At 70.9% G+C, this 22750-nt stretch carries 17 protein-coding genes; 10 read left to right on the top strand and 7 right to left on the bottom strand.

The window, feature by feature from the left end:
* Positions 1-7: 7 nt before the first annotated feature.
* Positions 8-448, bottom strand: coding sequence for a hypothetical protein (locus tag ACFVHB_RS04250; RefSeq protein WP_380314796.1), 441 nt, complete (start codon positions 446-448; stop codon positions 8-10).
* 633 nt (positions 449-1081) lie between these two features.
* On the opposite strand from ACFVHB_RS04250, the gene ACFVHB_RS04245 reads away from it, so the two are divergent.
* Positions 1082-2806, top strand: coding sequence for an RICIN domain-containing protein (locus tag ACFVHB_RS04245; protein ID WP_380314793.1), 1725 nt, complete (start codon positions 1082-1084; stop codon positions 2804-2806).
* Between the two features lie 552 nt (positions 2807-3358).
* Here ACFVHB_RS04245 and ACFVHB_RS04240 read toward each other — a convergent pair.
* Positions 3359-4540: a M6 family metalloprotease domain-containing protein gene (locus ACFVHB_RS04240; protein WP_380314790.1), complete on the bottom strand. Its 1182-nt coding sequence runs from the start codon at positions 4538-4540 to the stop codon at positions 3359-3361.
* A 793-nt stretch (positions 4541-5333) separates the two neighbouring features.
* Here ACFVHB_RS04240 and ACFVHB_RS04235 point away from each other — a divergent pair.
* Positions 5334-7877 carry a collagenase gene (locus ACFVHB_RS04235; protein WP_380314787.1) on the top strand — a complete coding sequence of 848 codons (2544 nt, stop codon included), beginning with the start codon at positions 5334-5336 and terminating at the stop codon, positions 7875-7877.
* A 472-nt stretch (positions 7878-8349) separates the two neighbouring features.
* Here the strand turns inward: ACFVHB_RS04235 and kdpB are convergent, their stop codons facing one another.
* The gene (gene kdpB / locus ACFVHB_RS04230) at positions 8350-10422 is read right to left on the bottom strand and encodes a potassium-transporting ATPase subunit KdpB (protein ID WP_380315180.1); all 2073 of its coding nucleotides are present in this window, start codon (positions 10420-10422) and stop codon (positions 8350-8352) included.
* A gap of 412 nt (positions 10423-10834) precedes the next feature.
* Here kdpB and ACFVHB_RS04225 point away from each other — a divergent pair, with 412 nt between their 5' ends.
* Entirely contained in the window at positions 10835-11704 is an 870-nt protein-coding gene (locus ACFVHB_RS04225) for a hypothetical protein (RefSeq protein WP_380314785.1), read from the top strand.
* A 25-nt stretch (positions 11705-11729) separates the two neighbouring features.
* Here ACFVHB_RS04225 and ACFVHB_RS04220 read toward each other — a convergent pair whose 3' ends face one another.
* Entirely contained in the window at positions 11730-12095 is a 366-nt protein-coding gene (locus tag ACFVHB_RS04220; RefSeq protein ID WP_380314782.1) for a DUF488 domain-containing protein, read from the bottom strand.
* Between the two features lie 371 nt (positions 12096-12466).
* Positions 12467-13807, bottom strand: coding sequence for an NADH-quinone oxidoreductase subunit D (locus tag ACFVHB_RS04215; protein WP_380314779.1), 1341 nt, complete (start codon positions 13805-13807; stop codon positions 12467-12469).
* Positions 13808-14322: 515 nt separating this feature from the next.
* On the opposite strand from ACFVHB_RS04215, the gene ACFVHB_RS04210 reads away from it, so the two are divergent.
* Both ACFVHB_RS04210 and ACFVHB_RS04205 read left to right on the top strand, forming a co-directional pair.
* Positions 14323-15105, top strand: coding sequence for a hypothetical protein (locus ACFVHB_RS04210; protein ID WP_380314776.1), 783 nt, complete (start codon positions 14323-14325; stop codon positions 15103-15105).
* A gap of 167 nt (positions 15106-15272) precedes the next feature.
* A complete protein-coding gene (locus ACFVHB_RS04205) occupies positions 15273-16370 on the top strand; it encodes a glutamate--cysteine ligase (protein ID WP_380314773.1) in 1098 nt (365 codons plus the stop codon).
* 361 nt (positions 16371-16731) lie between these two features.
* On the opposite strand, the gene ACFVHB_RS04200 is transcribed toward ACFVHB_RS04205, so the two are convergent.
* Positions 16732-17118 (bottom strand): DoxX family protein, encoded by a 387-nt coding sequence (locus ACFVHB_RS04200; RefSeq protein ID WP_380314770.1) that lies wholly within the window; start codon positions 17116-17118, stop codon positions 16732-16734.
* A gap of 349 nt (positions 17119-17467) precedes the next feature.
* On the opposite strand from ACFVHB_RS04200, the gene sigJ reads away from it, so the two are divergent.
* The 3 genes from sigJ (at position 17468) to ACFVHB_RS04185 (ending at position 19567) form a co-directional block, all read left to right on the top strand.
* The gene (gene sigJ / locus ACFVHB_RS04195; protein ID WP_380314767.1) at positions 17468-18382 is read left to right on the top strand and encodes an RNA polymerase sigma factor SigJ; all 915 of its coding nucleotides are present in this window, start codon (positions 17468-17470) and stop codon (positions 18380-18382) included.
* A gap of 140 nt (positions 18383-18522) precedes the next feature.
* Positions 18523-18867 carry a hypothetical protein gene (locus ACFVHB_RS04190; RefSeq protein WP_380314764.1) on the top strand — a complete coding sequence of 115 codons (345 nt, stop codon included), beginning with the start codon at positions 18523-18525 and terminating at the stop codon, positions 18865-18867.
* A gap of 61 nt (positions 18868-18928) precedes the next feature.
* Positions 18929-19567 carry a diguanylate cyclase gene (locus tag ACFVHB_RS04185; protein ID WP_380315177.1) on the top strand — a complete coding sequence of 213 codons (639 nt, stop codon included), beginning with the start codon at positions 18929-18931 and terminating at the stop codon, positions 19565-19567.
* 98 nt (positions 19568-19665) lie between these two features.
* On the opposite strand, the gene ACFVHB_RS04180 is transcribed toward ACFVHB_RS04185, so the two are convergent.
* On the bottom strand, positions 19666-20226 hold the full coding sequence (locus ACFVHB_RS04180) for a hemerythrin domain-containing protein (RefSeq protein ID WP_380314762.1): 561 nt from the start codon (positions 20224-20226) through the stop codon (positions 19666-19668).
* 483 nt (positions 20227-20709) lie between these two features.
* Between ACFVHB_RS04180 and ACFVHB_RS04175 the strand changes: the two genes are divergently transcribed.
* Entirely contained in the window at positions 20710-21039 is a 330-nt protein-coding gene (locus ACFVHB_RS04175) for a hypothetical protein (protein WP_380314759.1), read from the top strand.
* A gap of 249 nt (positions 21040-21288) precedes the next feature.
* A complete protein-coding gene (locus tag ACFVHB_RS04170; protein ID WP_380314756.1) occupies positions 21289-22599 on the top strand; it encodes an SgcJ/EcaC family oxidoreductase in 1311 nt (436 codons plus the stop codon).
* Positions 22600-22750 lie beyond the last annotated feature (151 nt).

Raw genomic sequence — 22750 nt, 5'->3', positions numbered from 1 at the left:
ACGGCCGTCAATCCCGCGCGGGCGGCAGCTCGTGGCCGGTGGGCGGCGTCACGGCGGCCGGCGCCCGCCCGGCTGCGGGAGGCGCGGGTTCAATGGCCTCCGCGATCCGACGGGTGAGCTCGGCGAGCTGCTCAGGACTCATCGGACGGACGCTGTCCGAGGCCACCGTCACCTGGCCGCCGTCAGGCCTGGTGACCGTCACCGCGACGCTCTGGCCGCCGCGGCGGTTCTGGACCCAGGTCACCACCGCGGTCGCGAGAACGGCGGCGACACCGCCAGGGGCGAGCACCGCGAGAAGCAGATCTCCGGTGCTGCCCATCGTACCGGGCGGCGGCTCGGCACTGTCGTCCCGCCTGACGGCCCCACGTAGTTCGGGCTGGCGGCTGAGCCACCTCCGCAGGTCGCCAGAGACGTCCTCCCCATCGACGGTCCGCGCCGATATCGCCACCGCCCCGACCGACTTAACGTCACATCACCCTGTTCACCGATCAGTTGACCCATGGGTACTCCGACCCATCCACCCTCTCACCATCGAGCGGGCATCGTCAGGCGCTTACGACGCTTCGGTGGGGGCTTGGTGCTCCAGGACCGCGAGCATCCACAGCGGTGCGCGACATCGGCAACCTTGCCGCAGCGCAGACTCAAGCAGATCCAGTACCGCCCGGATGTGGTCGACGGCTGCCTGGCCGGCACCGGCTTGATCACGGTCGAGTCGTGTCGATGAGTTCGGGGGCGTCGGATCGTCTTGACCTCTCTTTCCATGGCCATTCCTGATGCATGTTGTTGACAGATTGTCTTGCAATATCTGAGCTGTCATCACATTCGCCTTGCCACAGGGCCTTGACGTGGAAGTTCATCGCGGCCAACATCCTCTACCGGCAGGTCGAAGAGTCGCCAGGGGGCGGTGTCGCGGCGCTCGTTCGGCAGGACGTCCGAGTGCGATGTCAGCATCTACCGCGCTTCCGGGGCGTCCGCGCCCGTGGCGTTCCTATTTACGGCCTGTGGCGTTCACGCCCCCCTTGCCGCATCGCGCGGTGACCGTTCGACCGCAAACCCCCGCGGGGCACACAGAGGAGAAGAGATGCCGGACTCGGTGAATGACGTGGCCGCAGATGTCGAAGTGGCACGCCTGATCCGAGGAGGACACGCACGGGGTCGTTCGGCACTCGAGGAAGTGACGCACCGCCATGCAGGTGCGGTGAGGACCTACGCCAGCCTGTTCTGCGGGGAGGACCAAGCCGCGGAGAAGCTCGTGGAGGAGTCCTTCGAGCGAACCCTGGAAGCCGTCCACACCGACGCCGGACCGACGGAGAGCTGGCGGCCGCACCTCCTGGCCGAGGTGAGGAGAGTCGCGGCCGGTTGGGCGGACAGCGGACGCGAAGCGGCGCTGAGCCCCGGCTTCGTCGCCTGGCTGAACGGTCTGCCCCAGCCGGATCCGGCGGTCCCGTCGGCGCGTGCGGCGGTCGCCGCGGCGGAAGCGGACTCGTTCCTCCTGCGCGCGTTCCGGAGTCTTTCGGATCGTCAGCAGGTGGCACTGTGGGGCTGTCTCGAGGAGTCGACCGGTTACCCGTCGACACCTCGACCTGAGCCGGATGCGCCGACCAGAGAGATCCTCTACGACGCCTATCTGCAGGTGTACGCCTCGCGAGTCCCTCATCGGCCCTGCCGCCACCTGACCGCCGCCCTGGGGGACTACGTTCGGCGCGGTGTCGCCGACGACACCAAGAGGCTCGATCACCACCTCTCGTGGTGTGAGAGCTGTGGTCACGCCCGGGCGGAGCTCGTCGCCATCGACATCTGGCAGCGGCCGGTTCTGCTCCGGGGACTGCTGCTGTGGACGGGAGAGCCGTCGTCCTCGGCGCTGCCGGTGGTCGCGGCCTCCTCCCGGCCGCCGTCGACAGCCGTACCACGGTCCTCGCCCGGCACTCGAGTGCGTCCGCCGCACACCGACGGTCGGCGCCCCGGTGGGGGACGTGCACCGGTGGCCTTCGCCGCCGTGGTGGCGGCGCTGGTCATCGCCGGGGTGGCTCTCACCACCGTGGACGCCGCGGAGACACACCCTCCGCTGGTCGGCGCCCTCCCGCTCGCGTCCTCCGCGGGATCGGCATTCCCCACGAGTTCCCCGAGCGCGAGTCCGGTGGACATCTCGGCCTCGCCGTCGGCCTCGGAGGCGGCCTCGCCGTCGGCCTCGGAGGCGGCCTCGCCGTCGGCCTCGGAGGCGGCCTCGCCGTCGGCCACCCCGTCGGCCTCCCCGTCTCCCCGCAAGCCGACCGCCTCGGTGACGGCCCTTCCGTCTCCCACCCCGTCGACCCCACCACCGACCCTGGTCGTCGCCCCGCCACCGCCTGAGCCCGTCGGCCTCCCCCTCGTCAACCGGAGCTCGGGGCTCTGCGTCGGAATCACCGATCGGAGCGCCGGCAGCCCGCTGCAACTCCAGCAGTGCACCGGCCAGGCGTCCCAGCGCTGGGAGCGCATCGCGGCCGATCGGGACACCTACCAGCTCCGCAACGCGGACACGGGAACGTGCCTGGACGGGACCACCTCCGGCGGGAACCTCGTCATGGTCGTGCTCCGAGGCTGCCTGTCCGGTCCGGTCCGCACGCAGCAGCTGTGGCGTTTCGAGCCGGACGCCACATCCGGCGCAGTCCGGCTGTGGTTCGTACCGCCGGTCCCGTCGAGCGACTACGCCTCCCATCTGTTCGGCCCGCAGAACTGGCCGAACACCGACCCACCGCGCGTTGGATCGTCCCTTGTCCACCTGCCCGATTACTACCATTCCGGCAGCTTTCTGTTCACCATGGGCTGACCGGCGTGGGAGCCTGCCGGGTGCGGTGCGGTGCGGTGCGGTGCGGTGCGGTGCGGTGCGGTGCGGTGCGGTGCGGTGCGGTGCGGTGCGGTGCCGTCCGCACGGAGAAAGCGCGGCGGCGCTCCGCGAGCAGGTGCGGGGCGTGGCCGCGCTCATCGTGAAATGGACGGCGCCGTCCGCGGCGGGCAGCCCGACGACCAGCACCAAGTGTCGCTCGCGGCGAGCAGGTCCCGCCGGTCCGTCGCCAGGCCGGCTCGGCCGCCGAGCTGCACCCCCACCCGGCGGCCGAGCCGCTTGTCCTCGACCATGGTGTGCACCGGGAGGAGAGGGCCGGGCGGCGCGGCCGTGGGTCTCGAACGATCACCGCTACTGCCGGGCGGTCGCGTCACGACCGTGTCGTCGAGCTTGCGCTCCCTCCAAGGGGCGTGGTCGAGCCGATCGCCACCGAGCCGGTGCTGGCTCGCACGCCACCAGGCCGCCGCACCGCCGCCGGGCACTGCAGCGGCCTGGTGAGCGGTGTCGTGCCTCTGAAGCGTTTCCGGCGCTAGCCGGTCACCACTTGTAGGTCCAGACCGTGTCGGTGGACGCGTCGGAGGCGTTCACGTAGATCCGGATGCGCGCGGTGTCGTCCTGGAACCACTGGCCGGGGTGCCAGGTCTGCATGTCCAGCGTTGTGCAGTTCCCGGTGGGCGCAGCTGCGTTGGGGTTGCTGACCACGCGGATCGGCCCCCTGCCGGTGGTGACGGAGGTGTCGACCCGGTAGATGACGATGCCGGTGGCGCAGGCGTTGGAGTCGTTGTAGGCGGCCTTGCGGGACTCGGCGACGTAGGCGGTGGTGGGGCTGGTTCTGATCACCGCCAGCCGGTAGCCGTTGCCCCCGTACTCCAGCCCGGTCAGCGTGGTGGAGTACGTGTTCGCCGTGTCCAGGCAGGACACCTGGCTGTCGGTGATCCAGCCGAACTTCCACGCCTGCCAGCCGAAGTACAGCGGGGCCGGGCCGGAGATCCTGCCCATGAGGTCCCAGCCCCCGACGTACTGGTTCAGATCGCCGTCGAAGGCGTACAGGTCGGGCAGGCCGAAGGTGTGGCTGGTCTCGTGGTCGGCGACCTTGTAACCCCAGGTCCACATGTCCTGGCCGAAGGTCACCGCCCAGTGGATCAGCACCCAGCTGCCCGTCTGCGGGTTCCGGACCCAGGTGGGGGCGGCGGGGTCCTGGACGAAGGTCGGGGAGTGCTTGATCGCGCTCGCGGTGGCGGTCGGTACGACGTAGAACATGTCGTACCGGGAGAGGTCGACTCCGGCGTTGGCCGCGGCGGTGAGCGCGTCCTTCACGTAGACCTGGTGCGTCGACCAGGAGAAGCCGCGCTCCCAGTTGTAGGCGGTGGAGTTCTTCGGCATGCGGACCCAGTTGGCGTACGGGACCTGGATGTCCAGCGTGGTTTTGCCGTAAGAGGCGTTCCGCATCCAGTCCTTGGCGCCCTTCAGCGTGTCGTAGTAGGACGTGAGGGGCAGGGAAGTGCCGCCGGCGTCCGGGAAATCGACGTAGATCAAGCCGATGCGCTTGGTGCCGATCGGGTCCTGGAACCGGGCGTAGTCCGTCTGCTGGCCCTCGTCGGTGTACCCGGTCGTCCCCCGCAGCGCACATGCGGAGGCGCTCCGGTTGTTCCCGCGGGCGGGTTGGACGGGGACGACGGCCAGGGCCAGCACGGCGGCGGCCAGGACGAGCACGAGCACTGCCGGCAGCGTGCGCCGGCGTCTGGCTGAGGGTTCCACGGGAGCCTCCGAAGAGATCGATCCGGTGACGAGCCCGGCTGGCCTTCCCCTCACGGGTGGTCAGCAGGGTGTCCTGAGTGCTCCCGCGCACGGCCGGCTACTGCCGCGGTGCGGGGAGCGTGCACGCTATCGTCCGGATCGATCGATGCCTGCGGTAGCTCCCAGTTTTCTATCACGTTGTGTTATGGAAGCGGAGACCCTCCTTCCGAAAACGTTCAGCGGTGGCGGCCACTCGACGTGGCGAACCGCCTCACGGCCAGTGACGCCATCCGCGAGATCGGCCTTCACGGCGCAGAAGTTGACACCGCACCAAACCGCCTCCCACCTGCGGTCGAGCGCTTCGGGCCGGGCGCCCGCGTCCAGCCCTCCTGAAGACCTCCCGCACTTTCCGTTATCCGCAGCCCCGTGCCCGATCTCCCATACGTCGGCGGCAAACCACCCCCATCTGCCGACGAGGAGAGCACATGACCGGCAAACGAGCGGTACGCGGGCGCGACAACGGCCCTGTACCGGTGGGAACTTCGGTAGCGGCGAGCGTCAACGGCGGCGCCCTGTCCCGCCACGGACGATCCCCGAACTGACTGTCAGTCGACTCATCGCCGAGTCTGCGATCGGCCAGGACCAGCCATCGACTCGGTGCCCCACAACCGACACCGGCCGACCGTGCCGGACGAATTGACGAGCATCACCTCGAAGAGCGCAGCCTCCCCGCGAGGCCGCGCTGCACGGTGCTGCCCCCACACCAGGAGAACCCATGAAAGCCGCACACGCCCGCAACAAGCTGCCCAAGCTCCTGATAGCCGCCGCCCTCGCGCTGACCGCCGGGGTCGGGATCGCCGCCAACGGGCCGGGCAACGCCCAGGCGGGGCTCACCAGCCCGTCCCCCGAAGCCAAGACCGACGCTCCCAGCCCGGGTCTGGCACCCCAGTCGGCCACCGACGCCGTCCAGGACGACACGAAGCGGGTGCGTCCCAAGGACCGTCGGCCTCTGCCGTCCAACAACGAGGCGCAGCACCAGACCTACGGCAGCCCGACAACGCCCGCCGCGGCAAAGTCGAAGGCAACGACCGGAGAAGCGGGCAGCCCGAACGCGAGCGCCGCCTGCTCCACCAGCGCCTTCACCGCGAACACGGGCGGCGCCCTGATCCAGGCGATCCAGTCCGCCGGCCCGGACTGCATCAACGGCCTGTTCAACCTCACCGGTTCAGACGCACACCTGGCCTTCCAGGAGTCGCAGATGACCACGGTGGCGAACGCCTTGGCCGCCGCCTCCCGCAGCTACCCGGGGGACAACAGCACCCACGTCCTGGAACTCGTGCTCTACCTCCGGGCCGGCTACTACGTGCAGTGGAACCACAAGTCCGACGTCGGTGGCTACGGCAGCGCTCTGCGGACCGCGATCCAGTCCGCCCTGGACTCCTTCTACGCCAACGCCCACAGCCTGGACGCCACCGACGCCAACGGCGCCGTCCTCTCGGAAGCCGTCACCCTGATCGACAGCGCCAGCCAGAACGCGCGCTTCCTGTCCGTCCTCAAGAAGCTGCTCACCGGCTACAACAGCTCGTACAACAACTCGTACAACATGCTGACCGCGGTCAACAACGTCTACACCGTCCTCTTCCGCGGCCACCAGAACCCCGACTTCGTCACCGCCACCGAAGCCGACCCCTCCATCCTCACCACCCTCGAGACCTTCGCCAACAACAACCTCGGCCTCCTGGGCGGACCGCAGAGCTACCTGGCGTCCAACGCGGGCACCGAGCTGGCCCGGTTCCTCCAGGACCGCACCCTGACCCCCACCGTCCGCCCGATGATCAAGAACCTGCTGGCCAAGTCCTCGATGACCGGCCCCACCGCCCCCCTCTGGGTGGGCATCGCCGCCCAGGCGAACGACAACGACCAGAACAACTGCTCCGACTACGGCACCTGCGACCTCCCCAACCGGCTCAAGAAGGCCGTGCTGACCATCGACCACCAGTGCGGCACGATCCACATCGTGACCCAGGCGCTCACCAAGGAGCAGCTGCTCAGCACCTGCGACAGCCTCACCGGCGAGAACGCCTACTTCCACCAGCTCGCCAAGGACCCCGGCCCACTGCCCAACGACCACAACAGCGCCATGGAGGTGGACGTCTTCCACTCCACCAGCGACTACCAGACCTACGCCAACGTCATCTTCGGCGTCGACACCAACAACGGTGGCATCTACGAGGAAGGCGACCCCTCCAAGCCCGACAACCACGCGCGGTTCGTCGCCTACGAAGCCGACTGGCTGCGCCCGGGCTTCCAGATCTGGAACCTCAACCACGAGTACACCCACTACCTGGACGGCCGCTTCAACACCGCCGGCGACTTCGCCGCCACGACCGCCGTCCCCGGCACCATCTGGTGGATCGAAGGCTTCGCCGAGTACGAGTCCTACGGCTACCGTGGCGTGACCGACACCGCGGCGGTCGCCGACGCGGCCAAGGGCAGCTACCCGCTCAGCACCATCTTCGCCAACACCTACAGCAGCGGCACCGACCGGATCTACCCCTGGGGCTACCTCGCGGTGCGCTACATGATGGAGAAGCACCGTTCCGACATCGACACCCTGCTCGGCCACTACCGATCCGGTGACTACAAGGCCGCACTCGGCCTGATCAAGTCCATCGGCACCAGCTACGACGCCGACTGGGCCAAGTGGCTCAAGGAATGCGCCGCCGGCGCGTGCAACGCCCCCGGCAAGCCGCTCACCGCCACCTTCACCGCCAAGGCGAACGGCCTGAACGTCACGCTCACCGACACCACCGAAGACTCCGCAGCGATCACCGCTCACAAGTGGGACTTCGGCGACGGCACCACCTCCACCGATGCCAATCCGACCAAAACCTACGCCAAGCCGGGCAGCTACCACGTCCGGCTGACCGTCACCGACAAGGCCGGCGCCACCGCGACCGCCGACCAGACGGTCGCGGTCGGTGCTTCGACCGCCGAGTGCACCGCCGACGACCCCCGCCGCCTGGCGCAGAACTGCAGCCGATCCAACCTCACCGCCGCCGCCCGAGACAACACCTACCTCTACCTCGACATCCCCGCCGGAACCAAGAGCCTCACCATCACGACCACCCCCGGCACCGGAACCACCGACCTCTACTACAACCCCACCACCTGGGCCGACAGCACCGCCAACACCGCCTCCGCCACCGGCGACGGCCCGCACACCCTCACGATCCCCAACCCCCCGGCCGGCTGGAACTACATCACCCTCCACGCCACCACCGCCGTCACCGGCGCCACCGTGACGACCAGGTTCTGACCCTGAGGGTCACGCCGTCCCGGCGCCCGGCTTGCTGCCGGTGAACTGCTTCTGCCCGACGCCGGATTCACGTTCGGGTTCGGGTTCAACCGATTCGAACAGGACGGGGCCTTAAACTCGCACAAAAGATCGTACAAGTCTGGTGTGTGACAGGCCGGCCGGGACTCGACCTCGGGTCCTGGCCGGCCTGTCACGGACGTTTCGGACGTTTGGGTTCTGGTCCTGGGTGAGGCGCCCGTGCCCATCGGTGCAGGCCCACCGATGACCTGGGCCGAAGCCGCCTGCCTCGCCCGCCCGAGATCTTCCCGGCCGAGATGACCAGGCTGTCTCGGCCGGGCTCCGCTGCAGCTCGGACGCCTTCCGGACCCCGATGGTTCACCATGAACGCCCTGCCGGGCCGGCCGGAGGGCCGATGACGGCGCCCTGACGGCTGGGCCCGGTCCTTCACGAGGCCTTGACGGCGGGCGGGTGGTCAGTCGAGGCCGGGGACGAACTGGACGAGCAAGTCGATGGTCTTGATGCCGAGGAAGGGCAGGACGAGGCCGCCGAGGCCGTAGACGCGCAGGTTGCGGCGGAGCAGGTCGGTGGCGTTGGCGGGCTGGTAGCGGACGCCGCGCAGGGCGAGCGGGATCAGGGCGGTGATGATCAGGGCGTTGAAGATGATCGCGGAGGCGATGGCGGAGGTCGGGCTGTGCAGGCCCATGATGTTGAGGCGGTGCAGGCCGGGGTAGGCGCCGGCGAACATCGCGGGGATGATCGCGAAGAACTTGGCGACGTCGTTGGTGATCGAGAAGGTGGTCAACGCGCCTCGGGTGATGAGGAGTTGCTTGCCGACCCGGATGATCTCGATCAGCTTGGTGGGGTTGGAGTCGAGGTCGACCATGTTGCCGGCCTCCTTGGCGGCCGGGGTGCCGGTGTTCATCGCGACGCCGACGTCGGCCTGGGCGAGGGCGGGGGCGTCGTTGGTGCCGTCGCCGGTCATGGCGACCATGTTCCCGGCGGCCTGTTCCTTCTTCAGGTAGGCGAGTTTGTCCTCGGGGGTGGCCTCGGCGAGGTAGTCGTCGACACCCGCCTCGGCGGCGATGGCGCGCGCGGTGAGCGGGTTGTCGCCGGTGACCATGACGGTGCGGATGCCCATCCGGCGCAGGTCGGCGAAGCGCTCGGCGATGCCCTCCTTGACGACGTCCTTGAGTTCGATCACGCCGAGGGCCCGGGCGCCGTGCCGGTCGTGGACGGCCACCAGCAGTGGGGTGCCGCCCGCGGCGGAGATCCGGTCGACCAGCGGCTTGGCCTCGACCGGCAGCCGCCCGCCGGAGTGGACCACCCAGCGGGCGACGGCGTTGGCGGCGCCCTTGCGGACCAGGCAGCCGGTGCCGTCGGGCCGGCGCAGGTCGACGCCGCTCATCCGGCTCTGGGCGGTGAACGGGACGGCGGTCTGCTCGCCCAGTTCGCCCTCGGCGCGCGGCGGCACCCAGTACTGGCGGTCGGTCAGCTCGACGATCGACCGGCCCTCCGGGGTCTCGTCGGCGACCGAGGCGAGCTGGGCGGCCTCGGCGAGCTGCTCGACCGTGGCGCCGGGGAAGGGGTGCAGGGCGGTGGCGCGGCGGTTGCCGTGGGTGATGGTGCCGGTCTTGTCGAGCAGCAGGACGTCGACGTCGCCGGCGGCCTCGACGGCGCGCCCGGAGAGGGCGACGACGTTGCGCTGGACGAGGCGGTCCATGCCGGCGATGCCGATCGCGGAGAGCAGGGCGCCGATCGTGGTCGGGATGAGCGCGACCATCAGCGCGACCAGGACGATGGTCGTCTGCGGGGAGTTGGCGTAGATCGCCATCGGCTGGAGTGAGACCACGGCGAGGACGAAGACGATGGTCAGCGAGGCGAGCAGGATGTTGAGGGCGATCTCGTTCGGGGTCTTCTGCCGGTTCGCGCCCTCCACGAGGGTGATCATCCGGTCGATGAAGCTCTGCCCTGGCCGGGAGGTGATCCGGATGACCAGGTGGTCGGAGAGGACGCGGGTGCCGCCGGTGACGCCGGTCCGGTCGCCGCCGGACTCGCGGATCACCGGCGCGGACTCGCCCGTGATCGCGGACTCGTCCACCGCCGCGACGCCCTCGACGACCTCGCCGTCGCGCGGGATCACCTCGCCGGCCGACACCAGCACGATGTCGTGCAGCAGCAACTGCTCGGCGGGGATGGGCTCGTGGCGGTGATCGCGGATGCCGACCCGCCAGTGCGTCAGCCGGCGGGCGACGGTGCCGGTCCGGGCCTGCCGGAGCGAGTCGGCCTGGGCCTTGCCCCGGCTCTCCGCCACCGCCTCGGCGAGGTTGGCGAACAGCACGGTGAGCCAGAGCCAGAAGCTGATCATCCAGGCGAACACGCTCGGGTGGACGACGGCGGTGAGCGTGGTGAGGGCGGAGCCGGTCTCGACCACCAGCATGACGGGGTTCTTCGCCATGGTGTGCGGGTGGAGCTTGCGCACTGCGGCCGGCAGGGCCCCTCGGAGCTGGCGCGCGGTGATCAGCCGCCGCCGTCCGGGCCGGGGCATGGCGGGCCGGTGGCCCGGGTGCGGTGGCGCCGTCTCGGCACCGGAGTCCTTCGGGCGGCGGAACCAGTCGGGCCGGGTCCCGGCCGGGTTGGTGGTGGTGTCCGGTGGGGTGAGGGCCGAGCGGCGCATCGGTTCTGGGACCTTCCGGAGCCGCCCCGAGTGGCGGGGCGGCGTTGGTCGGGGACGGGGGACGCCGCACAGCGAAGCACCGGATCTCCATACGCCGTGTACGTTTTGACGCCCGCTTGGCGCGACACGGGAGCTCCTTGACACCACTCTGACGCGACCACCTGACGCACCGTCGGCCCGCCCTGTCGCACCAGCGGCGTCCGGACAGCACCGGGGTCGTCCGCCGACCGGGCCGGACGGAACGGTGCGGCCCACTCCCGCCGAGTGGAAGATCCTCGCCCTGTTGGTCGCCACCCCCGGGCGGCTGGTGCCCGGCCGGCAGGTCCTGAACGAGGTCCCGAGGCCTGATGCCGTGGACCAGAGCAACTGTCCGCGGGTCCGTCGGGTCCGTCGGGTCCGTCGGGTCCATCGGGTCCGTCGGGTCCATCTGGCCGCCCATGCGCCGCAAGCTCGAAGCCGACCCGGGGCTGGTGAACGTGCCCCTCGCCGTCACCACCCTGCTCGCCCTCGCGGGGCTGATCACCGCGCTGATGCTCGCCTCACGGGCCGACCGCCAGCTGGTCGCGCGGTCGCCTACGACCTGAACGCGGACGAGAGCCGCTACCTGACCGACCCGGCCCGGGCCGCCGCATACGAGCAGGCTTTCCTCGACAAGTCCCAGTCCTTCGCCCGGGTCGACGGCGCGGCCCTCGGCACCTACAACGCGAAGCTCGCCGCTCTGGCGGACGCACACCGGGCGAACCACGCCACCGTCGGCTTCGGCGGGTTCCTCGGCGACGAGCTGCGGAACATCACCTTCCCCGGTGAGCAGGACGCGGCCGAGCGGGTGCTGACAGCGTTCGAGGCCCATCAGCGGGACGACCGCAAGATCCGCGAACTGAACGCGCAAGGGCGCCTCAAGGAGGCCGTCACCTTCAACACCGGCACCGCCGCGGGCCAGTCCAACGCCGACTTCGGCGTGATCGCGGTGCATGCCGCCGGGGTCGATCCCGATGTGCCCGAGGACCCGCAGCCGTACACGCTCTGCGGGCTGGAGAGTGCTCCGATGGAACACGCGCACTACCGGCCGCTCCGGCCGGGCGAGCCGTGGTACCCGCCCCCGCTGGCCGATCGGCGCTGCCTCGAGTGTGACCGGGCCCTGCGCACCCGATGACCGCCGCGGCCGGGGTCGCCGCCGGTCAGCGTGTCCCTTCGGCCAGCCATTCGGAAAGGACGGCGGCCTGGCTGTGGTCCGCGTCCTTGGTGGCGGTCAGCAGTGTGAGCTTGTCGTGGGCGGCGAGGTCGCGCAGACGTCCGGCCGCCTCACGGTGGTGCGCATCCCGCAGTTCGGCCAGGTAGCGGCGGCGGAACTCGGCGAAGCGCTGCGGGTCGTGGCCGTACCAGCGGCGCAGCTCGGTCGACGGGGCCACGTCGCGCAGCCACTCGTCCAGGTCGGCGTCCTCCTTCTTCATCCCGCGCGGCCAGACGCGATCGACGAGCACCCGCCGCCCGTCCCGTGGGGAGGCTGCTTCGTAGATCCTCCGGTAGGTGATCCGTGCGGACATCGGGGGGTCCTTCCGGTCAATCGGCAGCTCCGAACGCTTTCGGCCCGGGGCAGTGCGGGTCGGGGCAGGGCTCGGGCTGCCAGACACGGTGACCGGCCAGGGCGGCGGTCTCGGCGAGGATCCAGCATCGTGGGTGTCCACAGATCGGGCACGGCTGTGCGAGGGCGCGAGACAGCACGGGTCTGGACGTGGGCATGGTGGTCATCGCGGTCACTCCTGCCGGATCGGCCTCAGGGACTCGACCCGCGATGCCGCGGGCGTCCCGCGGGTGCGTGTGCCCGGATCAGGAGGATCCTCACCTGGCCGGAGCCCCGCCGCACAGCCGGCCCGCTCATCGCCGCGTGCCCTGCCAACGCGAGTCCCGACCGCTCTCACCGGTCCACGCCCCCCATCACCGGGTCGATGCTGGCCACCGCGACGATGACGTCCGCGACCTGGCCGCCCTCGCACATCGCGGCCATGGCCTGGAGGTTGGTGAAGCTCGGGTCGCGGAAGTGCACCCGGTACGGCCGCGTGCCGCCGTCGGAGACGACGTGCACGCCCAGCTCGCCCCTGGCTGACTCGACCGCCGCGTACGCCTGGCCGACCGGGACGCGGAAGCCCTCCGTCACCAGTTTGAAGTGGTGGATCAGCGCCTCCATGGACTCGCCCATGATCTTGCGGATGTGGTCGAGCGAGTTGCCCAACCCGTCCGGGCCGACGGCCAGTTGGGCGGGCCAGGCGATCTTCTTGTCGGCCACCATGACCGGGCCCGGACGCAGCCGCTCCAGGCACTGCTCGACGATCCGCAGCGACTGGCGCATCTCCTCCAGCCGGATCAGGAAGCGGCCGTAGGAGTCGGCGGTGTCGGCCACCGCGACCTCGAACTCGTAGTCCTCGTAGCCGCAGTACGGGTCGCTCCTGCGCAGGTCGTGCGGCAGGCCGGTGGCGCGCAGGATCGGCCCGGTGGCGCCGAGCGCCAGGCAGCCGGCCAGGTCCAGGTGACCGACGTCGACCAGGCGGGCCTTGAAGGCCGGGTTCTTGGTCGCCAGCTTGTCGTACTCGTGCATCCGCGAGCGCAGCAGCTTCACGGCCTCGCGGACCTGCTCCACCGCACCCGGAGGCAGGTCCTGCGCCAGGCCGCCCGGCCGGACGTAGCCGTGGTTCATCCGCAGGCCGGTGACCAGCTCGAAGACGTCCAGGATGACCTCGCGGTCACGGAAGCCGTAGACCATCAGCGTGGTGGAGCCGATCTCCATCCCGCCGGCGGCCAGCGCCACCAGGTGCGAGGAGATCCGGTTGAGCTCCATCATCAGCACGCGGATCACGCTCGCCCGGTCCGGGACGTCGGCGGTGATGCCGAGCAGCTTCTCGACCGCCAGGCAGTAGGCGGTCTCGTTGAACAGCGGGGTCAGGTAGTCCATCCGGGTGACGAAGGTGGTGCCCTGGACCCAGGTGCGGAACTCGAGGTTCTTCTCGATGCCGGTGTGCAGATAACCGATGCCGCAGCGGGCCTGTCTCACCGTCTCGCCGTCGATCTCCAGGACCAGGCGCAGCACGCCGTGCGTGGACGGGTGCTGCGGACCCATGTTGACGATGATCCGCTCGTCGTCCGCCCGTTGTCGTCGTAGCGCGGCACCGGCGACCTCGTCCCAGTCACCACCGGTGACGGTGTAGACGCGGCCCTCGGTCGTGTCCCGTGCTCCCGCCGGCTCGTGCTCGGTGCCGCTCATCAGCCGCATGACCTCCGATCGGGTCGCCGGTCGCGTCGGTGTGCCCGTGTCGCGCTGCGTGACCGGTACGACGGGCCGCGGCCCGTCTCAGCAGGCCGGCGCCGGCGCGAGCCGCACGGGCACGACGTGCCGGCACGGGCTGCTCAAGTCCAGGATCGCGCACACGTGCCTGGAACACCCGGCCGGACCGGCAGCGCACCCGCCGCGCTTACCGCGGAACGGCGCCTGCGGCGGGCCCACACCCGCGGGCGCGAGGTCGCTCTGGCGCCGCAACCCGTGATCTTTCCCGACCCGCGCCCGACGGGTGGTTCCCCAGGTGTCCTCCTCCAGCCGCGTCAGCCCGGTGGCGGTTGTTCCGACACGCTACGGCGCGGCCCTGCAGCCGTCGTGGGTGACGGCAGACTGGCCTTGGCGCGGATGGACGACTGACTTGACGACGTCGCTGGCGTTCGTGACGCTCGTCCCCGGAAGTCGGAGGAAAGTTGGTCTCATACAGTGAGGGGATTCCATATGCCTTGGCCGGTATCGGTGCCGGCGTGGGCTGCGGCTTGTGGGCCACCCGTGGTCAACGGCGAATCCGCATTGCTGCGATCGTGGGCGGCGGGGCCCTTGGTTTCTCGTCCGCCTTTGTACTGGCCAATGTTCTCCTGCAGTCGGATGCAGTGGACCGGGCTTTCCTGGCCGAGGAGATCGGGTCCGGTCGGCTCGCCCTGCGAATCGCGACGATCGCTGCGGCATACCGGTTCTTCGTGAATGCCCGCCAGGTGTCCTACGACTTGCCGCCGCAACTCGACGACGAGGACGACAGCCCCTATGACCTTGAAGAGGCGAGGGCGAGACGCGCCAGAATACGGGCCTACCTTGCCGATCGAGACTGGCGGCCAGTGCGGATTCTGACCCGGAGCGTGGTTCACGCCTGCGCGCTCGCCACTCTCTGGGCGCTTGTGATCCTTGGGCGTCGGTCGCTGGAAATCACCGTGCTCAACTTTTTGATTGCGTTCAGTGTGGATGATTTTCTCCTGATGGCCTCCTATCGACTGGACAAGAAGACCACTCCTCCCGCCTGGCCCCGCCTCCAAGTCGCACTCACGCATTGGGCGATCCTTGCTCTTCTCTGTACTGTCCTTTTTCAGGAGTTCGAGATCTGGATTGCCGCTTGCGGGACCGTCATCGTCCTGCTGGTCGTTCTGGGCTCGGAGCTCGGCTCAATGGCAGACAGGTTCGCTGCGAATGTTTCGGTCTTCCTGGCTCACTTTCCGGATCCCGATGAAATCGAGGGTCCGGACGACGAAATCTAGTCGCCGCCTGCTTGGCGTGCGCTGACCGTGCTGGCGCCCGCCCGCAGCGTGACCAGGGCCGATCACCGCCCACAGGTCTCCGCCCGCCCGGCCCGCCTGACTCCGCCGGCCCCGCGCGTTGCCGTGGCCGGCCGCATGCCTCCTCCGCCCCCGGGTACCTGCTCAGCATGCTGACCCTCGGCGTCGAAGAGGAATACCTCCTGCTCGATGCGGCCACCGGCCTCCCGGTGGCCCGCGCCGCCCAAGTACGTGAGGCCGCCCGCCTCCAACCGTCCCTGGAGCGCGACGAGGTCCAGCGAGAACTGCTCCAGGCCCAGCTGGAAGTCGCCACCCCCATCTGCCATGACCTCGAGGAAGCCGGCGGACACCTGCTGCGCATGCGGCTGGCCCTCGGGGAGGCCGCCCGGCAGCAGGGCTGCCGCCTGGCCGCGTGCGGTGCCGCGCCGTTCACCGACCGCCTGCCGGTCCCCGTCACGGACACCGCCCGCTACCGCACCATGCGCGCCGACACCCGGCTGCTCACCGACCAGCAGCTGATCACCGGCATGCACGTCCACCTCGGCATCCCGGACCGCGGCGCCGGCGTCACCGTGATGAACGGGCTGCGGGCCTGGCTGCCCCTGCTGATCGCGCTCGCGGCGAATTCACCGCTGTGGCAGAACACCGACACCGGCTTCGCGAGCTGGCGCACCGTCGTCTTCGGCCGGTGGCCCGTCAGCGGGCCGCCGCCCTTCTTCGACGGCGCCGACGCCTACGACCGGCGCACCCGGGCCCTGGTCGAGCGCGGGCTGATCCGCGACATCGGACAGGTCTACTGGCACATCCGCCTTTCCGAGCGCTTCCCCACCGTCGAGGTCCGCGCCATGGACGTCCAGCTGCGCCCTGACGAAGCGGTGATGCTCACCGGCGTCGTACGCGCCCTGGCCACCCGCGCCCTCGGCGACGCGCGAGCCGGCCACGGCATCCCGCCCATCGAGCAGGAGATGCTCGCGGCTGCCGTGTGGCACAGCGCCCGGCACGGCTGCACGACCACGGTGTTCGATCCGCTCTCCGGCCGCCTGTCCAAAGCCTGCGACGCGGTGGCCGCCCTGCTCGACCACCTCGACCCGGTGATCGGGGACAGTGCGGACCGGCGACACGTCGTCCCCGTCCTGGAGCGCCTGCTACGCGACGGCAACGGTGCTGCCCGCCAACTTCGCCAGCTGCGCACTGAGGGCCGCAGCGGTCTCGTGGCGATGATCGCCGACCAGACCACCGGTGTATAGACGCCCGGCCTTCACGGTTCGGCGGCGGCGCGGATACCGCTCGTGCGGGTGCTGCCTCCGGACGCGTACGTCGGCCCGGATTGGCCGGCCTTCGCCGCCGAGGTGGGCTCGGACGTGGCCGGTGAGGTCGTGGAACGGCCCGGGGGGCGCCTGCTCTCGCGACGTCCGAGGCCGAGCCCGCCGTGCCGCCGATCGCCACCGAGCACACCACGGGGAAGCCCGGTCTCCCGGCAACGCCCCACGCGGCGCGGCAGTTGCCCGCCGGTGACCGCACCCTCCCACACCGCCGCCGCCCGGCTGACCGAGGCGGCCCGAGGCTTGGGTCCATCGCTGCGCGGGGGTTCAGCCGGTGCTGTCTCCGTCAGTTGATGAAGGGCTCGGGCCCGAGGCGGCCCCACGCCACGAGGGCGGCCAGGAGGACGTAGAACAGGTCCACTGCCACGAGCTTGAGTTCGTTTCGCCGGAACCGGGTGACAGCCGCACCGAGCATGAGCATCACCAGGCCGAGGGCGGCCAGCGGCACCAGAACCGGTGCGATGTCGAGTACGGCGGGCAGGATCAGGCCGACCGCGGCCAGGACCTCGACGGCTCCGATGGCCTTGACTCCGCCCGCACTGAAGTCGTCGACCCATCGGCCGCTGGCCCCGGCGGCGGCGATCCTCTCCTTCGGTGTGACCACCTTGAAGACGCCGCCCAACAGGTAGACGACGGCAAGCAGTCCGGCGACGATCCACAGTGCGAGGTTCACGAGCTTCTCCCTGAAGGTGTTGTGCGGGGACTTCGGCCGTGCGGCCGATCTGACGGTCGGGTGCTTCGAGGCCTCGTACGGTGGTGCGAGGCCTGAGACCAGCCCGTGGCCGTGTTCCGTTGGTGCCCTCTAGGACAAGGCACACCGACGGCCCGTGACAGCAGGGGTTGTGACCTGCGCCACCTGCCGAGGCGCTCAGCAGGACGCGGACGGCGGCCACGGCGCGGGCTGGATCCGGCCTCGGATACCCTGCTGGATGCTTTGTGGATCTTCGGACGAGGCGGAGAGGGCCCGTCGGAGACCCGTGACAGGAGAGCCGGGGGAGGGTTCCGTGTCGGGATCAGCAAGAGTGACGGACGCAGCCGCCTACCGGCCGCTGCTGTTCTCCATCGCCTACGGGATGACCGGCTCCGTGGGCGACGCCGAGGACCTCGTCCAGGACGCCTTCGTCGGCCTGACCCGAGCGCACCGGGCGGGGACCACGATCAACGACCTGAAGGCGTATCTGACGACATCGGTGACCCGGCTGGGGATCAACCACCTGGGTTCGGCACGGGTGCGGCGGGAGACTTATGTGGGGGAGTGGCTGCCCGAGCCGGTCGTGGTGTCCGCGGACCGGCCGGGACCGGCCGAGTACGTCGAACTGGCCGACTCACTGTCGATGGCGTTCCTCGTGCTCCTGGAAGCCCTCTCCCCGGTGGAGCGGGCGGTGTTCATGCTGCGCGAGGCCTTCGGATGGGGCTACCCGGACGTGGCGGGGGCCGTCGGCAAGTCCGAGGCCAACTGCCGACAGATCTTCGCCCGTGCCAGGAAGCGCATCGCCGCCGGAAGACAGCCGGCCGACATCGCGCCGCCGCCGGCCCGGCGGGCGGAGGGCGACGAGCTCGCCCGCAAGTTCTTCGAGGCCGCCGACGGCGGCGACCTCGACGCGCTGCTCGGCATGCTCGCGCCCGACGTGGTCTTCCACGGCGACGGCGGCGGCAAGGCGCAGGCGATCGGGAAGTCGCTGACCGACCCGCAGCGCATCGCCCGACTGCTCATCGCCGGGTTCCACCGGATCCGGCTGCTCGGCGTCTCCGCCCGACCGGCGTGGATCAACGGCAGGCCGGGCGCCGTGATGTACGACGCCGAAGAGCGCGTGGCCAGCGTCATCGAACTCGACATGGCCCACGGCGTGGTCCAAGCGGTCCACTCCGTGTCCAATCCCGACAAGCTCGACCATCTCGGACCGGTGTCCGACGTCGCACGGCTGCCGAAGAAGTGATCCGCCCCTACCGCCCGCGGGTTCGCGCCCGGGTGGTGGTTCACCCGTCTGCCCGGCATCCGGAGGCCGTGTCCCGGCGGTTCGCCGTCCGGGTGCCCGGCCCGGCGGCGGATGGCGGGGAGGCGTCGTAGGTTGCGAGCATGACCAGTGACGAGACGACGATCCCGGCCGTCGGGGTCCGCCCGCTGGACGAGGTGTTCGACGCGATCGAGTCCGCCGCCCGGCGCCCGCAGCCCTGGACGGACTTCGACCACGGCGTTCTGGGGGCCTACCGGTGGGCCGCCGGAGCCAAGGTGGCGGCGCCGGTCACTGCCGCCGCGGCGCTCGGGGTCACCGGGCCGTGCCGGGCACAGCTGCTGGCCGAATGCCAGGCCGCCGCGGTCCGCCTGCGCGACGCCCTGAACGGGCGAACGGACGCCGCGTACGCCCTGGGCGCCTACCAGGCGCTGGCCTGGCTGTGCGGTCACCACGAGGACTGCCCCTGACCGGCGCCGAGGAACAGCGCCCGCCCTCACCGCCGCTCCGCAGGAGGTGCCGACCGTGCCCGTGACCATCGTGAACACCCTGCCGCGGTGGAGGGGGTGGCGCTCCCGCCCCGACCTGCCGGTCGACCGCTCAGCCGACGACGTCGAGAACGCCAGCAGACGCTTCCTCCTCTACGGAGTCCTGCCGCTGTGGTTCGCCCCGGCGATCGCGGACTGGACGATGCACCGGCGGACCAGGATCGAGGACACCAGCGGCCTGCGCGAGTCCCTGATCCACACCCTGATGATGGCCGAGGCCGGCGGTCCGGTCGTGCTCGGCCTGACTGCCGAGATCAACCCGCTGGTCCTCGCCACCATGGCGGGCGCGGCCCTGGTGCACGGCGCCACCGCCGTGTGGGACGTGACCCTGGCCTCCGGGGAGCGGGAGATCACACCGATCGAGCAGCACGTCCACAGCTTCCTCGAAGTCCTCCCCCTCACCGCCGTCGCCTTCACGGCCTGCCTGCACTGGGACCAGGTCCGCTCGCTCCTGCGCGGCGGCGACTCGCGCCGCAGCTGGCGCCTGCACCCCAAGCCCCGCCCGCTTCCCGCCGGCTACCTGGCCGGATTCGCCGCCGCTGTGACCGTGTTCATCGCCCTGCCCTACGGCGAGGAGCTGCTGCGCTGCGCACGGGCCCAGGCGGCCCGCCACAAGCCGTAGGCGGGAGAGGATCCGACGACTCCGGGCGCTCCGGGGCCGGGCCGGCGGGGTGCGGCCCGGTCCCGGGGTCCGTCGCCGCCTGTCGGCGGCGGAGGGGTTCAGGACTTGCCGCGGCCGGTGACGAAGTCGCGCGCCCGGTCGACCAGGCCGACACCCGGGGCGAGCAGTTTGCTGGCCGTGGGGGTGTCGGGTGCGGCGGGGTGCGGGCGGGTGGGCGCCATGGCCTTGGCCCGGCGGATCTTGTCCCCGAGGTCGTCCAGCTGCTCGGCGGTACAGGCCTGGCGCAGCAGGGGGAACAGCTGGTACTCCTCCTCCTGGACGTGGCCGGTCACCTCGTTGATGAGCTGCCGCAGCAGTGGGATGATCTGCGGATCGTCCGCGCTCGTGTGCTCCAGCTCCTTGAGGATCTCCTCGACCCGGGCGTGGTCGGCGATCTCCTTGTCCGCGAGCCGGTCGCCGTCCTGGACGTGCTCGCGCACCGCCGGGTAGAGGTACTGCTCCTCGGCGACGGAGTGCCGCACCAGCTCGATGGTGACCTCGTCGACCGCATCACGCAGCTGCTGGCCCAGGCCGGACATGCCCCGGATCCGGGCGAACATCTCCTCCACCTCCCGGTGGTCGGCCATCAGTTCCTCGATCACGTTTCCGCCGTGCCCCATCGCACGCCCGCCTCTCGCTGGTTCCGTTCCGGGCCGGGTCGGTCCCGCCCATCGGGCAGTGGTTCCCCGATCACGCGGACGATGCGAGCGCGGGCGGAGGCACCCCACCCGATCGGACGCCGAGCCCGGGAGCCCTCGCGACCACGGCCCCAAGATCGGCAAGGCCGGCGAGGCCGACAAGGAACCCGCGCCGGCCGCGGCCGACACCCGGGCCCCGTGCCCGGTGGCGCCCCCGCCGTGCCGGCCCTCGGGTCGCGCCCGATCGCCCGACGGGGGGCCGCAGGACCGGACATGTGGGTGCTCTGTCATCGAGGGGGTCCGGAAGTAGCCGGACGATCAACGGGTGCACACTGGTTGACGCGACGTCGGTTCCGCGTTGGCGGTGAGGAGGGGCCGGAGGCTGGCCGCCGGTGGCGGGCTGGTTCACGCAGGGAAGCGGCAGGGGAGGAAGCCCGAGGGCGGGTGAGGTCAGGGGGAGCGCCGATGATGTTCGGGTATTCGGACGAGTGGTGGGTTCTGCTGTTCGTCCCGGTGGTGTTGTGGGTGCCGTTCGGCCCCTTCGTCATGGGTGCCATGGGGGTGTGGTGCGCCCGTCGGCCCGGTTGGGGGGCCCGGCTGTGGTCGGTGCTGCTGCCGGCGCTGCCGGTGGGGGTGTTGGCGGTCGACACGGTCCTGCCCACGGACACCTGGGACGAGCCGACCTGGTGGGACCACTTCCTCGGCTACCTCGGCGTGTACGTCGGGGGCCTCACGGTGCTGCCCTGGCTGCTCGGCTACGGCATCACGCGCGTGACGCGCGCACTGCGCTCCTGACCCCCGCCCCGCGCTCCGATAACCGCCGAGTTATCGATCGATGCACAAAGCGCGCGTTGATCCAGGCACGGCTCTCACGGGAGGCTTTGGGCACCCGCGCAGAAGCGAGCAGCCCACGGAATCGCCGGACAGATGGTCAATCTCTGAGGCGAGAACCTGCGCGCACTGCGGGGGGTCGAAGCGAGTTCGAAGCACCTCACCATGCGCTCGAACGAGACGTAGCGTCTCGTTCCTCAAGACGGGAACGTCATGAAGGTCCTGCTCACCGGTGCCACCGGCTACATAGGCTCCGCCGTCACCGACCACCTCGCCGCCGCCGGCCACCAGGTCGTCGCGCTCACCCGTGGCTCCGAGCCGCAGCCCGGCCGGGCCTGGCACGCCCAGCTGGTCGGCGACACCGCCGACCCGGCCTCGCTGGCCGGTGTGGTGACCCCCGAGATCGAGGCCGTGATCCACCTGGCCCCGCCGAGCGGCGACGCCGACGTCGACACCGCCGTCATCGAGGCGCTCGCCACCCCGCTGCGCGGCACCGGCCGCCCCTTCGTCTACACCAGCGGCGTCTGGGTGCTCGGCGCCACCGGCGAGGCCCAGGAGGTCGGCGAGGAGGCCCCGACCGACCCGATCGACATCGTCGGCTACCGCCCGCTGATCGAGCGGCGGGTGCTGGCGGAGGCCGCCGGGGGCGTGCGCGCGGTCGTCGTGCGGCCCGGCATCGTGTACGGCCGCGGCGGCGGCATCCCCGCCATCCTGGTCGACCGGGCCCGGCAGCAGGGGGTGCCCGAGTACTACGGCGAGGAGGACGTGCGCTGGCCGACCGTCCACGTGGACGACCTGGCCGAGCTCTTCGTGGCCGCCGTCGAGCGGGCCGAGGCCGGCACCGTCTGGCACGGCGTCGGCGAGTCGGCCGTCCCGGTCCGTGACCTCGCCCGGGCCGCCGGCCGCGCGGCCGGAGTGCTCGCCGCCCCGCACGCGGTGCCGGTGGAGCGGGCCGCCGAGGTCTTCGGCCCGCTCTTCGCGGACGCGCTCGCCCTCGACCAGAGCGTCAGCGGCGCCGCCGCCCGCACCGCCCTCGGCTGGCGGCCGCGCCGGCCGGGCGCGGTCGCCGAGCTGGTGTCGGGCTCGTACCGGCCGGTCGAGGTGTTCGGCGCCCCCGACGGCCCGGAGACCGACGCCGAGGTGGCGGCGATCCGCCGCCTGGTCGCCGAGGTCGAGCACGCCCAGCAGAACGAGCTGGTCGACCGGTTCCTGAGCGTCTTCCGCCGGGAGGACCCGGTGTGGACCACCGGCCACGGCAAGCGGCTGTCGGGCTTCGAGGAGATCGCGGCCTTCACCCGGAAGGTGCTGCCCGGTGCGACGGCCGAGTCCAGTGCCGTCTACGACGTGGAGCGCGTGCTGTTCCTGCGGCCCGACGTCGCCGCGGTGAACGTCCGCCAGCAGCCGGTCCGCCACGACGGCAGCCGGATCGCCGACCGGCCCGAGGGCCGCCCGTTCTACATCCTGGTCAAGGAGGACGGCACCTGGCGCGTGGGAGCCGCCCAGAACACCGTCGCGAGCGACTGACGGGCCGCACGGTTGCCCGGCTCGCAGCGCGGGTCTCGCGTTCGAACCGGCAGGAGTAGCACATGACATGGCCGGGGCCCGCTTGGCGCGTGCGGCTCGACCTCGGTGACGGCGGGCTCCGCCGCACGAGGGCATCGGCGCGCCGATGCCC

Origin of the sequence: Kitasatospora sp. NPDC127111, assembly GCF_042677465.1 — a bacterium.
GTDB lineage: Bacteria > Actinomycetota > Actinomycetes > Streptomycetales > Streptomycetaceae > Kitasatospora.
This window is presented reverse-complemented; position numbering and strand designations above follow the sequence as displayed.